Here is a 12,239-nt window from a genome sequence, read left to right on the forward strand (position 1 = left end):
GGTTTAGATAGAGGAAGTTACTCATGGCTCGTGTTAAGCGTGGCGTCATCGCTCGTAAGCGTCACAAGAAAATTCTGAAACTGGCTAAAGGCTACTACGGTGCACGCTCGCGCGTATTCCGCGTTGCCAAGCAGGCTGTCATCAAGGCAGGTCAATATGCCTACCGTGACCGTCGTCAGAAGAAGCGTCAGTTCCGCGCACTGTGGATCGCTCGTATCAACGCCGGTGCCCGCACCAACGGTCTGTCCTACAGCCGTCTGATTGCTGGCCTGAAAAAGGCTTCGATCGAAATCGACCGTAAGGTTCTGGCCGATCTGGCAGTGAACGAAAAAGCGGCGTTTGCTGCGATTGTCGAGAAAGCTAAAGCCGTTCTGGCTTAAGTACCCGCGACAATCACCCGGCGGCGCTAGCGCCGTCGGGCATTGAACGTCATCGATAGGGGAAGAGCCTTCAAAGCTCTTCCCCTATTTTCGTATCTGGAGTCTGTACATGGAAAACCTGGATGCGTTGGTCTCCCAAGCCCTAGAGGCCGTGGAGCGCGCTGAAGACATCAATACCCTGGAACAGATCCGGGTGAATTATCTCGGCAAGAAAGGCGAGCTGACCCAGGTGATGAAGACCCTGGGCAACCTGCCAGCCGAAGAGCGGCCGAAAGTCGGCGCGCTGATCAACGACGCCAAAGAGCGCGTCACCGTTGTGCTCAATGCCCGCAAGGCCGCCTTCGAAGAAGCCGAGCTCAGCGCTCGCCTGGCTGCCGAATGCATTGACGTCACCCTGCCAGGCCGCGGCCAGGCCACCGGTGGCCTGCACCCGATCACCCGTACACTCGAGCGCATCGAGCAGTTCTTCACCCACATCGGCTACGGCATTGCCGAAGGCCCAGAGGTGGAAGACGACTACCACAACTTCGAAGCGCTCAACATCCCCGGCCACCACCCGGCCCGGGCGATGCACGACACCTTCTACTTCAATGCCAACATGCTGCTGCGTACCCACACCTCGCCGGTGCAGGTGCGGACCATGGAGTCCACCCAGCCGCCAATCCGCATTGTCTGCCCGGGCCGCGTATACCGCTGCGACTCGGATATCACCCACTCGCCGATGTTCCACCAGGTCGAAGGCCTGCTGATCGATCGCGATATCAACTTCGCCGACCTCAAGGGCACCATCGAAGAATTCCTGCGCGTGTTCTTCGAAAAAGAACTGGCGGTACGTTTCCGCCCATCGTTCTTCCCCTTCACCGAGCCGTCCGCCGAAGTCGACATCCAGTGCGTGATGTGTTCCGGCAACGGCTGCCGCGTGTGCAAGCAGACCGGCTGGCTGGAAGTGATGGGCTGCGGCATGGTGCACCCGAACGTGCTGCGTATGTCCGGCATCGACCCTGAAGAGTTCCAGGGCTTCGCCTTCGGCATGGGCGCCGAGCGCCTGGCCATGCTGCGCTACGGCGTCAACGATTTGCGTCTGTTCTTCGATAACGACCTGCGGTTCCTTGCCCAATTCCGCTAGGCCCAATCGACGCACATTCTAGGAGAACAGCATGAAATTCAGTGAACAGTGGCTGCGTGGTTGGGTAAACCCGCAAGTCTCCCGTGACGAACTGGTCGCCCGCCTGTCCATGGCCGGCCTCGAAGTCGACAGCGTTACCCCCGCTGCCGGCCAGTTCAGCGGCATCGTCGTGGGCGAAATCCTCGCCACCGAACAACACCCGGACGCCGACAAGCTGCGCGTGTGCCAGGTAAGCAACGGCCAGGAAACCTTCCAGGTCGTGTGCGGCGCTCCTAACGCCCGCCCAGGCATCAAGATCCCGTTCGCCATGATCGGCGCCGAACTGCCAGGCGACTTCAAGATCAAGAAGGCCAAGCTGCGCGGCGTCGAGTCCTTCGGCATGCTGTGCTCGGCTGCCGAGTTGCAGATCAGCGAAGAGAACGACGGCCTGCTGGAACTGGCTGCCGATGCCCCGGTTGGCGAAGACATTCGCCAGTACCTGAGCCTGGACGACGCCAGCATCGAAATCGGCCTCACCCCCAACCGCGGCGACTGCCTGTCCATCGCAGGCCTCGCCCGCGACGTCAGCGCCCTGTACGACACCCCGGTCACCCGCCCGGTAGTGCCAGCCGTACCGGCTGCCCACGACGAAGTGCGCCCGGTCGAAGTCAGCGCCCCGGCTGCCTGCCCACGCTACCTGGGCCGCGTCATCCGCAACGTCGACCTGAGCAAGCCGACCCCCCTGTGGATGGTCGAACGCCTGCGCCGCAGCGACGTGCGCAGCATCGACGCCGCCGTCGACATCACCAACTACGTGATGCTCGAACTCGGCCAGCCGATGCACGCCTTCGACCTGGCAGAAATCAACGGCGGCATCCGCGTGCGCATGGCCGAAGAGGGCGAGAAGCTCGTCCTGCTCGACGGCCAGGAAGTTGCCCTGCGCGCCGACACCCTGGTAATCGCCGACCACACCCGCGCCCTGGCCATTGCCGGCGTCATGGGTGGCGAGCACAGCGGTGTGAACACCGAAAAAACCCGCGACCTGTTCCTCGAAAGCGCCTTCTTCGAGCCGATCTCCGTCGCCGGCAAAGCCCGTTCCTACGGCCTGCACACCGACGCCTCGCACCGCTACGAGCGCGGCGTAGACTCGCAGCTGGCCCGCGAAGCCATGGAGCGCGCCACCCAGCTGCTGCTGGACATCGTCGGCGGCGAAGCCGGCCCGGTCGTCGAAGCCGTCAGCGAACAGCACCTGCCGCAAGTAGCCCCGGTTACCCTGCGCGCCGAACGCATCACCCAGATGCTCGGCATGGAAATGGACCCAGCCCAGGTCGAGCAGCTGCTCAACGCCTTGGAGCTGACCACCACCAAGAGCGGGGAAGGGCAGTGGACGGTGAACGTGCCGAGCCACCGCTTCGACATCAGCCTGGAAGTGGACCTGATCGAAGAGCTGGCCCGCCTGTACGGCTACAACAACCTGCCGGTTCGCTACCCGCAAGCCCGCCTGGCCCCCCAGGGCAAGCCGGAAACCCGCGGTGACCTGCCGACCCTGCGCCGCCTGCTGGTTGCCCGCGGCTACCAGGAAGCCATCACCTACAGCTTCATCGACCCGAAACTGTTCGAACTGTTCAGCCCGGGCGTAGAGCCGCTGCTGCTGGCCAACCCCATCTCCAGCGACATGGCCGCCATGCGCGCGTCCCTGTGGCCGGGCCTGGTCAAGGCACTGCAGCACAACCTGAACCGCCAGCAAGACCGCGTGCGCCTGTTCGAAAGCGGCCTGCGCTTCGTCGGCCAGCTCGGCGACCTGAAGCAGCAGCCGATGATCGCCGGCGTTGTCACCGGCAGCCGCCTGCCAGAAGGCTGGGCCAACGGCCGCGACAGCGTCGACTTCTTCGACGTGAAGGCCGACGTGGAAGCCCTGCTGGGCTACTCCGGCGCCCTGAGCGACTTCGCCTTCAGCGCCGGCAAGCACCCAGCCCTGCACCCAGGCCAGACCGCCGCCATCGAGCGTGACGGCAAGCTGGTCGGCTACCTCGGCGCCATCCACCCAGAGCTGGCAAAAGCCCTGGACCTGGACCGCCCGGTGTTCCTGTTCGAGCTGGTGCTGGGCGATGTGGTCGAAGGCCGCCTGCCGAAATTCAGCGAGCTGTCCAAGTTCCCGGAAACCCGCCGCGACCTGGCTTTGATCGCAGGACGTGATGTAGCTTCTAGCTCGGTGCTTGAAGTAATTCGTGACAATGCAGGCGAATGGCTCACAGACCTCAGGCTGTTTGATGTCTACCAAGGTAAAGGCATTGATCCTGATAGAAAAAGCCTTGCCGTCGGCTTGACCTGGCAGCATCCATCGCGCACTCTTAACGACGATGAGGTGAACACTACCCTGCAAAACATCCTCACCTCGCTCGAACAAAGGTTGAACACCACGTTAAGGAAATAACGGCATGGGTGCTCTGACGAAAGCTGAGATGGCCGAAAGGCTGTACGAGGAGCTGGGGCTTAACAAGCGTGAGGCCAAGGAGCTGGTCGAGCTGTTTTTTGAAGAAATTCGGCACGCACTTGAAGAGAACGAGCAGGTCAAGCTGTCCGGTTTCGGCAACTTCGACCTTCGCGACAAACGCCAGCGGCCGGGCCGCAACCCCAAGACAGGGGAAGAAATCCCGATCACCGCACGGCGCGTCGTCACCTTTCGTCCAGGGCAGAAGTTGAAGGCCCGGGTTGAGGCCTATGCTGGAACCAAGCCATAACGACGAACTGCCCCCCATACCGGGCAAAAGGTACTTCACCATTGGTGAGGTGAGTGAGCTTTGTGCGGTAAAACCGCACGTGCTGCGGTATTGGGAGCAGGAGTTCGATCAGCTCAATCCCGTGAAGCGGCGGGGGAACCGGCGGTATTACCAGCGGCAGGATGTGCTGATGATTCGCCAGATTCGTGCGCTGCTTTATGACCAGGGGTTCACCATTGGTGGGGCTCGGTTGAGGCTCTCCAGTGATGAGGCCAAGGATGAGTCGAGCCAGTACAAGCAGCTGATTCGGCAGATGATTGTCGAGTTGGAGGATGTGTTGGTGGTGTTGAAGAAGTGATCTGGGTTTTTGATGAGTGAAATTTTTTGAGAAAAAGCTTTCATTTATCAGGAGGTTAGGGTACATTCTTCAACGTTCTCGGTAGCATTGAGAACATGCTTCAAAGCCCAGTCGGGGCGTAGCGCAGCCCGGTAGCGCACTTGCATGGGGTGCAAGGGGTCGAGTGTTCGAATCACTCCGTCCCGACCATTATTGAAACGGAAAAGCCCAGTCGGTGACGACTGGGCTTTTTTGTTTTGGAATAATTATGAGTTCGTTTTCTCTTCTTGACGAGAGGTCCGCTTACTGGCATTTATGATAGTGCCATTATGCTACTATTGTTGTTTCCTTTGAGGGATGGAAGGGGGCTTTGAATGTTTGATGATTATGCTTTCAAAAATACAGAAACTCGGATTCGCTTCAAATTCTTGCAAAAAAAAGATGAGCCTCTTTACCCTTGGGAAATTGCTAGTTTCCTGAAAGGGTTCAACACGGTTTACTATAAATTTGAGTTATTAAACTCAATATGCTCCGCATTAAATCATGGAATTCTTCCAGAAGACATTATAATCTTTGATCATTCGCTACCGCTCTATGAGCGTTATGCCGAAATGAATTTGCTCTCTGAGGCAACAGCAGCAAAGTTATTTTACCCTATTGGTCTTCCGGTGGCATTGACTCCAAGTGAATGGTCTATCAATTACCATTTCTTGTATTTGTCATTTAAGGCTGTTAATTCGCTTTTAAAAGTTAAGCATGTACAGCCGCTGAGGCTAGAGCAGATTATTGGACTGTATGAGGCATTGAATATTGAAGGATTGGATTATGTAAAATCTCGGCTTGTGGACTTGGCTTTAGAACAGTCCGAAAAGAGTTATAGGATAGCTGTTGAGAAGGGTGAAAAGAAGGAAGAGTTAAAGCGGAGTGATTTTGATAGGGCTCTGATCAAACCAGTAAGGTTTAAAGAGCAGTCACAGAAAGATCTCGAATTTATCAGTGGGTTGAATGATGACCAAAAGGTAGAACTATTAACTTCACCTGGGCGCAACAATCAACGATTAGCTGTGTTTCTTACTTCCTTTTTTGATAAGTTCGATAAAACGGTAAGACCCCTTGTGTGCGCGAGAGTAGGGAGTGGTAAATTTCGGGTGCTCGGCCGGTCACTAGTGAATAAGAAAGAGCGCACAGGATTAGAGTTAAAGGAAATTAAGAAAAATAGCCCTCTTGGAGCACTTTTTGAAGCTGGCGTCACCGCATATCAAGCTATTCAGCAAGAAAAAAGAGCTAAAGAACTGCATGAGATCGATAAAAAAATTAAGGCCAAAGAGATAGAGCTTTTGGATGCGAGAATTCAAGGGGAAAAAATTAAGAATTTTGAGCTTGAGTTACAAGTAGCTAACCGCTACGCGGAGATTTCGCGAGGAACTGACCTTGATGCTATAAAAAGTTTGTCACCATCCTTTGTTCAGTTGCAAATAAGTAAGGCCTACGGTGTTGAGATAGGCAATGCCGTAAGCGTACTGCATAAACAAGATTTGAAATTGGATTATAGTTCGGTATCCGCGATTGATCTTACTGTATGATTTTACTAAATCCTATATGCCTTACCGAGGCGGTGAGGCTATACTATTTTGCAAGCATGCGGACATTTTCGCTCATTTTGACGTCTTTAGTTTGGGGTTTTACAAGTGGTTAAATTATTCAGTTTTGAGTTTTCGGCGCGCTAGGTTTATTTCTTTAATGGCAGGCCTTATAAAGTATTTTCGCAGTTTTAAGCATATTTGTTTTGTGAGATTATGAATAGAATTTTAAGTTATATGTTTGGTTTTGTAATTCCTGCATCTTTCCAGTAAGCTTCTAGAGTCAGATATCCCGCCGGTGGGTGTGCCCAGCCTCGCTCTTCAGGCGTATAAGAAAAGTCAACATAATGTTCAGGCACTATTGGTTGTGGGGTGATTTCCCCCAAATAGCTGTAAAACAAATGATTTATTGAACACTCATAAAGTTTTCCTCGGAGCTCACTCCATCGAGCGTCCTCGTCATAGCCCTCTTCTATAAGTGAGGTACATATCCATCCGAGGACTTCAATCTCTGCGTCATCAATTGAGAGTCCCATCTCGGAGAAGTTTTCCTTTGTGTAGTATTGCTGCTGGTCAATAAATTTCCCTAACTCGATATAACAATCGTGAATTATTCTTAGAATTAGAATAAAGTGACTACGACATGCGGATAGTACGTCCAAGGGTGGGCATGGCTGTCGAGATTCATTTTTTAAAAAAACATACTTTGCAGCTTCTCGCGTAAATACACCGCCGCGTACCGGATATGGACCACCATGTATATGTGCATTCCGAAGATCCAGCATAAACTTGGCTAATGGATTGCTTTTGAGTGTCAGTTGATGTTTTGAATACCACTCTTGAAAACCAGGCAGATGCTTGAATTGTTGAAGCGCGAGCGTAGAAGTTCGTGATGAAGCTAGATAGGCACTGAGGTAGCACTCAAATTCAAATTTCATAGAACCTGCTTGTGCCATTTTTGTTAGGAAAAACTCTGCTTCGGCCACTTTTTGCTCTACAACATCGAAGTTATGGTCCATATCGCCCTCAAGAAAATATCTTTATCCACTTTTGATGTTGACTTTGTGATTTTTTAAATCTATTGCGCTAGTCTCTCTAGATGTTCAAAAGCTTTTTCAGAGCACTTCTTAACTAGATCCTCAGAGTCTGTCTCTGAAAGGGCTTCAAAAAGAATACCGCCTGCATCTCGATTTATTTCTATCATTAGCTGTCTAAAGTTTGAATCTTTAGATGCCCAGGAATTTTCATATATAGAGTTTAGTATTGCTCGAGCTAAAGGGATACGTGCCCCCGTCCAAGAGCGCTCAACAAATGCTTGCCGGATGTCAGCTGACCTAATCAACTTATATAAATAGGTCTCTGCGCTCTCCCTTCCACCGGCTATAAGACACGCTATATACATATTCCACCACAAGCGGGAGATAGCATTATCGTCCCGAGTTCCTGGTACCCCTCGAGCAAAAAAATGCTTTAAAATATTTCTATCAAACTTATCAATGTCGTCTTTTTTGGCAGGCCATCTCGTTCGGCTATAGTCTATGCATTCTATGTGAGTCAAACGAACCCATACACGTTCATCCATAGCCAAGGCTGGAGTCATGCCTTTCAATGCATCATATACGATAATAGAATTTTCAGCGTCCAGCTGTGCAGATCTATCGCTATAGTTCAAGCTTTTTAGAGCATCACGGTCAATGCTTGCATGCTTGCTTTCGGTTCTCCAGCCATTGTCTAGCTCCAGATCGAAAAAGTCACCGCTCGCATATCTTTCTCGATTGGATGACACACTTTCTCGAAGTTCCTGTAGCTTAAGTTCAGAAAGAAACCAAAAAGTATTTTCAATCATTTTGCTCTCCGTTTACGCTCTCGCACAGTTCAAATAAAGGGTCTTCTAATAATATTTGTGCGCCTTCCAGTGACGAGCCGCCGGCAGCTAAAGAAACTCCTTTAAAGTTGCACTTGTCATGGAAGGGCTTGTACCATCTAAAATCTATATACTCTTCAGGATAGCTGCGAATTGTATCGAGTACCTCCATTACTACAGGGAGGTAAATTGAAGCTGTTACAGCGGGCAGGTATTCCTCTTGACCTCGTAAGGTGTTAACCGACGAAAAAGTTTTTGGTCCTAACACAATAGCAATGCGACTGCCATCAAGTTTAACTGCTACCCTACCTTCTGGGACGTTAGGGGAAGGAACTAATTCGAAAATACTTTCTAATGGGGTTAGTTTTGCATTTCCTACATCAATTGTTGTTTCAATGTCAATGGCGAGGATGTCTCCTCTCGCCAATAACGCAGTTTCGTCAAACTCAGGGTTTATATTAGTGCTGGATAGCTGAATGGTTTCGTCATTAAGCCAGATAATTGGTCTTAAGCCGACCTCTCCAAATAGAGCTCCCGCAGGAAAATCTATAAATCCACTTTTCCAATCTAATTTGTGTAGTCTTATATAGTATGTTTCGAGTGATACAACAATACATCCAACGGTTGCGCGCTCATTGTAAACTAATTCGGAAATGCATGGCTCATCAATAATGACGTCGTAGCGGAGAGTTAGCGCCCCGCTGCCTAGATCTTCGCTTACGGCAAAGTAAACATTAAACTGACCATTTGCGTAGTCGTCACTAAAAGGTGAAAGAACCGGATGTGGGTAGCGTGTGCTATCTGAAATTCTCACTCTGACTCTCCTGTCGCTATGCTGGCAATTATTTCAATTGGGCCGTCATATGATTCGTCGAATGAGACGGTTATGGCATATCGCTTTGCTTCCGCAGTATCAAGTATTAGACTCCCATTTTTTACACTACCAAGGCTTGAGCTTATTATTTTTAGTGGCTCTGCACTACTTAGTCCCAATGCAAGTATTTCGATTTGGATCGTACTGGCTTCGTTGGAGTCAAAATAGATCGTTCTCGACAATTTGTTATAACTTTCACTTTTGGGTATCTTGTTCCTGAAGTTTTTCAGTTCCACTATCTTTTTATTTCCTGTCCCTATAGCGCCGTTGCGTCCGCTCCCCCGACGCCCAGGGGGCCTGTTGCCACCGTTGCCTCTATTCCCCCTGTCCTTTTGGGAGTTCCTGCCAAGATCCCTTACTCCACCGCCGGTGCCCAATCGAGGGGGGCGTTTCTGAACAACTTTATAAATAAATCGTTCAGGGTCAAGAGCATTATTTGATTTGCTCTCGGACGAGCTTTCATGTGCCGCGAACAAACTGGCTAATTCATCCAGTATGACAGCACCCTCTACTTTAGCACCTGCGCTGTTGTTGATCATATTCCTGAGTTCAGTTCCAAGGTCACGCATCGCTTTGGTAGCGGCTTCGCGCTTTTTAGGCTCAGCTATTCTGTCTGCGGAGAAATCCTTGTGTTTTGGGTTCTCTAATTTTTTAAGAAGTTTGTTTGACGCTGTGTCTGCTGGTTCTATTAGGCAAATAAAATCCTTTGCAGCAGGGAATCTTTGAAATTTATGGCCGAAGTAACTTAGGTTGTCGGTTATTAGCATTCCGTTCCGAACAAAGCCCAGTCGTTTTGGCATGCCAGTTTCTGTGAGTATTCGGATCTTTATCCGGCCTAGGTTTTTTATCTCTATTTCTTGAGTAATCGCTGCGCCTGAAATAAGACAGCGGTGCAAGTCGCGAGCAAAATTAAGCTCATCCTCGAGGTCAGTCCCTTCCGCTGCGTTGTGAAGGTCAGAAGAGTTTAATAGGGATTCAAGAGTGTTCGAGTTTATTTTTGTATTTCCGACCTCAAATTCCATTTGTCTGTTCTCTATTGCGCCAAAGAAGTTGGAAATAATGGAGCAAACCATTAGGTCTTCCCAGCTACCATCACCCTCTCGAAATCCGATGCAGAAAATTGAAGTCCCGATCGTGCTACGCTTCATCCAAGACGGTACATTTGTTTGATCAGTAATAGCACTGAATCCTTCTGGGTTTCCCCAGTAGCCAGTTGGGCGTCTATCTACGCCATCCGTCCCTTTGTGAGAAATTAAAATTGCTTTTCCTTGTGCTGCGAACTGCTGGGCGCCCGCTTCATCTTCATATATTGTGGAATAAAATACCGTTTGAAGATCAGAGACAGCCAATACCGCATTCTTACCAATCCCAAATGATCCGGTAGAGTCTTCATTACTTCCTTTGTTCGTGACTCCACGAGATTTTAATAGGGAATGGAATGCTGTTCCTCTAGTGTTTGGTGGGCCAACTAGTCCAGTGGTGTTGTAATCCGCAATCCTTAATACAGTTACCTTTTCTTTACTTATCGCGTTCAAGGCGGTGGTAAAGAAGTCTTGGTTTTTCTCCTCCTGCGCCATGTCTAGGCATGAGTGGAGAGCGGACTCGAGACTGTAAAGATCTGGGATTTCGTTGCGCGGGACATGTAAAACATCGAAAGTAACCCGGACTGGAACATCAGGCGCAGATGCAGCATCTCTGGAGTTTTGTCCTGTTTCTCTCGCACAACTGGCGTACGCGGAGTCACGGAATGTCTCAATCCCAGCATCTCCAAGCCCATCATTTTCTACGGCGGTATCTGGGGGGAACTCGAGCTTTAAATCACTCATGCAGAATCTCCTTGCTTGTACACATTCACAGCTTGAAATCACCGACAGAAGCGTTTTCGCTTTCAGAGAAACGGGCTTTTGCCTGATCAAGCTCCTTATGTAGTGCTTTGAAGATCTTCTTTATATCGTCGTCGGTGAAGCTGTAGGCGCTACGATTTGAAAGGTTGCCGATCAGGCTGATGTCCTTGATCGCCCTGTTCACGCGCTGCTCTGCTAGCCTTACGAATTTTTCGCGTTTTTCTGACATACATTCCTCAAATATTCCACGTGGAGACGTATTTTTTCGCAACATTTCCGATATGTTTACGAAATGTTTGTGATTTCGTCAAGCGCTTTGTGAAGGCGATGCGCCATCAGTCACCTCATAGGCTCAGGACGTGGACTCCAGCTGTGAGAGGCGGTGTATCAAGAGCGAGACGTTCTGGAAAAAGGCCGGCGCGTACTTTGCCAAGGAGTGCGGCTGACGTACGCCTTCATCAAGAAGCGCTCGACTGATTCACCGGTGTGGCCCTTTTGCCAAACCCTCAAGGTTCACCCTGGCGGCTGCTCCGCTTGGCTGGCAGAGCCTCAATCTGACTGAAAGAAGATCAACGTCGGCTTGGCTTGCAAACATGCTTGGCTGGAAAGCAGGCGTGTGTACGACTATCGGAAATTCATGATGATATTCATGAGCGGGGAAGGCCTGCGTGCGAAATTCAGTCGGGAGCTTGATGCAGGTGGAGGGGCTGCGCTCGCAAGCGGGCTATCGGCGGCGTCTAGGGATTTTCCGATCAATTCAGCATGGGTCAACGCATTCACTTGCTACAGAACTGGTTTTCGCTGAGCGATCCGGCGATGGAAGAAGAGTTGTACAAGGTCACCTGGATGCGCCAGTTTGCTCGGCTGACGCTAAGCGCCCCGATCCCCGAAGTTGCTGGAGAAGCACCAGTTGGCGGCAGGCATCCTAGGCTCTGTATGAAAAGTCTTGAAACGAAGGTCAGGCAAGGCGAAAACAGCCGAGGAAGCGGAGTTTACGGGTTGTAAATGAGCATTCCGAGGCTGTTTTCAACGCAGCATCACCGAGTATCAAGGCTTTTCGTACAGAGCCTAGAAACCATCAATATTTACCTGCGGGACAAGAGGCTGTTGCTGCGCTAGAGCACGATTGTCGATGCCACGCTTATCCATGCGCCAGTTCGACCTACAATAGGGAGGGCAAGCGCGATCCAGAGACGCATCAAACGAAGAAAGGCAACCAGTACTTCTTCGGCATGAAGGCCCAGATCGGTGTTGATGCTGAGTCCGGGCTTGTGCACCACGTTCGCGCCACTGCTGCGAACGTGGCCGGCTTAACGGAGGTTGCACATGTACTGTGTGGCTTGAAGAACGTCGTCTGTGCCGATGCCGGCTATACCGGCGTTGAGAAAAGACCAGAGCATGAAGGGCGGCCAGTGAACTGGCAGATTGCAGCGCGACGCAGCGCTTACCAGCACTTGGGCAAATGCAGTGCGCTCTACAAAGCCAAGCGCAAGATCGAGGAAGCACCCCGTTCCGGGTGATCAGGCGTAAGCGCT

Annotated in this window: 11 protein-coding genes, 1 tRNA gene and 2 pseudogenes; 9 read left to right on the forward strand and 5 right to left on the reverse strand. The window is 51.2% G+C overall.

The genetic code is table 11. From position 1 onward, the window contains the following. The first annotated feature begins 23 nt into the window (after positions 1 to 23). The 7 genes from rplT to C163_RS09510 all read left to right on the forward strand — a co-directional run bounded on the left by rplT (position 24) and on the right by C163_RS09510 (position 6,125). Entirely contained in the window at positions 24 to 380 is a 357-nt protein-coding gene (gene rplT, locus C163_RS09480) for a 50S ribosomal protein L20 (protein ID WP_003250671.1), read from the forward strand. A gap of 109 nt (positions 381 to 489) precedes the next feature. Continuing rightward, entirely contained in the window at positions 490 to 1,506 is a 1,017-nt protein-coding gene (gene pheS, locus C163_RS09485) for a phenylalanine--tRNA ligase subunit alpha (protein WP_025338541.1), read from the forward strand. Positions 1,507 to 1,537: 31 nt separating this feature from the next. After that, the gene (gene pheT / locus C163_RS09490; RefSeq protein ID WP_025338542.1) at positions 1,538 to 3,919 is read left to right on the forward strand and encodes a phenylalanine--tRNA ligase subunit beta; all 2,382 of its coding nucleotides are present in this window, start codon (positions 1,538 to 1,540) and stop codon (positions 3,917 to 3,919) included. Between the two features lie 4 nt (positions 3,920 to 3,923). Continuing rightward, entirely contained in the window at positions 3,924 to 4,226 is a 303-nt protein-coding gene (ihfA, locus tag C163_RS09495; RefSeq protein ID WP_003250679.1) for an integration host factor subunit alpha, read from the forward strand. After that, positions 4,207 to 4,563 carry a MerR family transcriptional regulator gene (locus C163_RS09500; RefSeq protein ID WP_003250681.1) on the forward strand — a complete coding sequence of 119 codons (357 nt, stop codon included), beginning with the start codon at positions 4,207 to 4,209 and terminating at the stop codon, positions 4,561 to 4,563. The genes ihfA and C163_RS09500 overlap by 20 nt, the downstream gene beginning before the upstream one ends. Positions 4,564 to 4,675: 112 nt before the next feature. Further along, positions 4,676 to 4,752 (forward strand) — tRNA-Pro (locus C163_RS09505). Between the two features lie 164 nt (positions 4,753 to 4,916). Then, a complete protein-coding gene (locus tag C163_RS09510; RefSeq protein ID WP_025338543.1) occupies positions 4,917 to 6,125 on the forward strand; it encodes a hypothetical protein in 1,209 nt (402 codons plus the stop codon). A 230-nt stretch (positions 6,126 to 6,355) separates the two neighbouring features. Here C163_RS09510 and C163_RS27075 read toward each other — a convergent pair whose 3' ends face one another. From C163_RS27075 to C163_RS09515, 5 genes are read right to left on the reverse strand one after another with little or no spacing between them, the layout of a single operon-like run. After that, positions 6,356 to 7,141 (reverse strand): hypothetical protein, encoded by a 786-nt coding sequence (locus C163_RS27075; RefSeq protein WP_155951611.1) that lies wholly within the window; start codon positions 7,139 to 7,141, stop codon positions 6,356 to 6,358. A gap of 59 nt (positions 7,142 to 7,200) precedes the next feature. Then, the gene (locus C163_RS27080; RefSeq protein ID WP_155951612.1) at positions 7,201 to 7,968 is read right to left on the reverse strand and encodes a DUF6339 family protein; all 768 of its coding nucleotides are present in this window, start codon (positions 7,966 to 7,968) and stop codon (positions 7,201 to 7,203) included. Continuing rightward, positions 7,961 to 8,800: a hypothetical protein gene (locus tag C163_RS27085; protein ID WP_155951613.1), complete on the reverse strand. Its 840-nt coding sequence runs from the start codon at positions 8,798 to 8,800 to the stop codon at positions 7,961 to 7,963. The genes C163_RS27080 and C163_RS27085 overlap by 8 nt, the downstream gene beginning before the upstream one ends. Continuing rightward, on the reverse strand, positions 8,797 to 10,686 hold the full coding sequence (locus tag C163_RS27090; protein ID WP_155951614.1) for a hypothetical protein: 1,890 nt from the start codon (positions 10,684 to 10,686) through the stop codon (positions 8,797 to 8,799). Before C163_RS27090 ends, C163_RS27085 begins: the two co-directional genes overlap by 4 nt. 25 nt (positions 10,687 to 10,711) lie before the next feature. Further along, positions 10,712 to 10,933 (reverse strand): hypothetical protein, encoded by a 222-nt coding sequence (locus C163_RS09515; RefSeq protein ID WP_025338544.1) that lies wholly within the window; start codon positions 10,931 to 10,933, stop codon positions 10,712 to 10,714. 153 nt (positions 10,934 to 11,086) lie between these two features. On the opposite strand from C163_RS09515, the pseudogene C163_RS27685 reads away from it, so the two are divergent. Both C163_RS27685 and C163_RS27690 read left to right on the forward strand, forming a co-directional pair. Then, positions 11,087 to 11,453, forward strand: a pseudogene (locus C163_RS27685) (IS3 family transposase); the annotation flags it as partial. Positions 11,454 to 11,466: 13 nt separating this feature from the next. Continuing rightward, positions 11,467 to 12,209, forward strand: a pseudogene (locus C163_RS27690) (transposase); the annotation flags it as partial. Between the last annotated feature and the right edge of the window lie 30 nt (positions 12,210 to 12,239).

Source organism: Pseudomonas sp. FGI182 (assembly GCF_000511325.1).
GTDB lineage: Bacteria > Pseudomonadota > Gammaproteobacteria > Pseudomonadales > Pseudomonadaceae > Aquipseudomonas > Aquipseudomonas putida_Z.

Excerpts from the sequence above, each read along its gene's own strand:
- rplT (WP_003250671.1), top strand. The coding sequence starts at position 24 with ATGGCTCGTGTTAAGCGTGGCGTCATCGCTCGTAAGCGTCACAAGAAA.
- pheS (WP_025338541.1), top strand. The coding sequence starts at position 490 with ATGGAAAACCTGGATGCGTTGGTCTCCCAAGCCCTAGAGGCCGTGGAG.
- pheT (WP_025338542.1), top strand. The coding sequence starts at position 1,538 with ATGAAATTCAGTGAACAGTGGCTGCGTGGTTGGGTAAACCCGCAAGTC.
- ihfA (WP_003250679.1), top strand. The coding sequence starts at position 3,924 with ATGGGTGCTCTGACGAAAGCTGAGATGGCCGAAAGGCTGTACGAGGAG.
- C163_RS09500 (WP_003250681.1), top strand. The coding sequence starts at position 4,207 with ATGCTGGAACCAAGCCATAACGACGAACTGCCCCCCATACCGGGCAAA.
- C163_RS09510 (WP_025338543.1), top strand. The coding sequence starts at position 4,917 with ATGTTTGATGATTATGCTTTCAAAAATACAGAAACTCGGATTCGCTTC.
- C163_RS27075 (WP_155951611.1), bottom strand. The coding sequence starts at position 7,141 with ATGGACCATAACTTCGATGTTGTAGAGCAAAAAGTGGCCGAAGCAGAG.
- C163_RS27080 (WP_155951612.1), bottom strand. The coding sequence starts at position 7,968 with ATGATTGAAAATACTTTTTGGTTTCTTTCTGAACTTAAGCTACAGGAA.
- C163_RS27090 (WP_155951614.1), bottom strand. The coding sequence starts at position 10,686 with ATGAGTGATTTAAAGCTCGAGTTCCCCCCAGATACCGCCGTAGAAAAT.
- C163_RS09515 (WP_025338544.1), bottom strand. The coding sequence starts at position 10,933 with ATGTCAGAAAAACGCGAAAAATTCGTAAGGCTAGCAGAGCAGCGCGTG.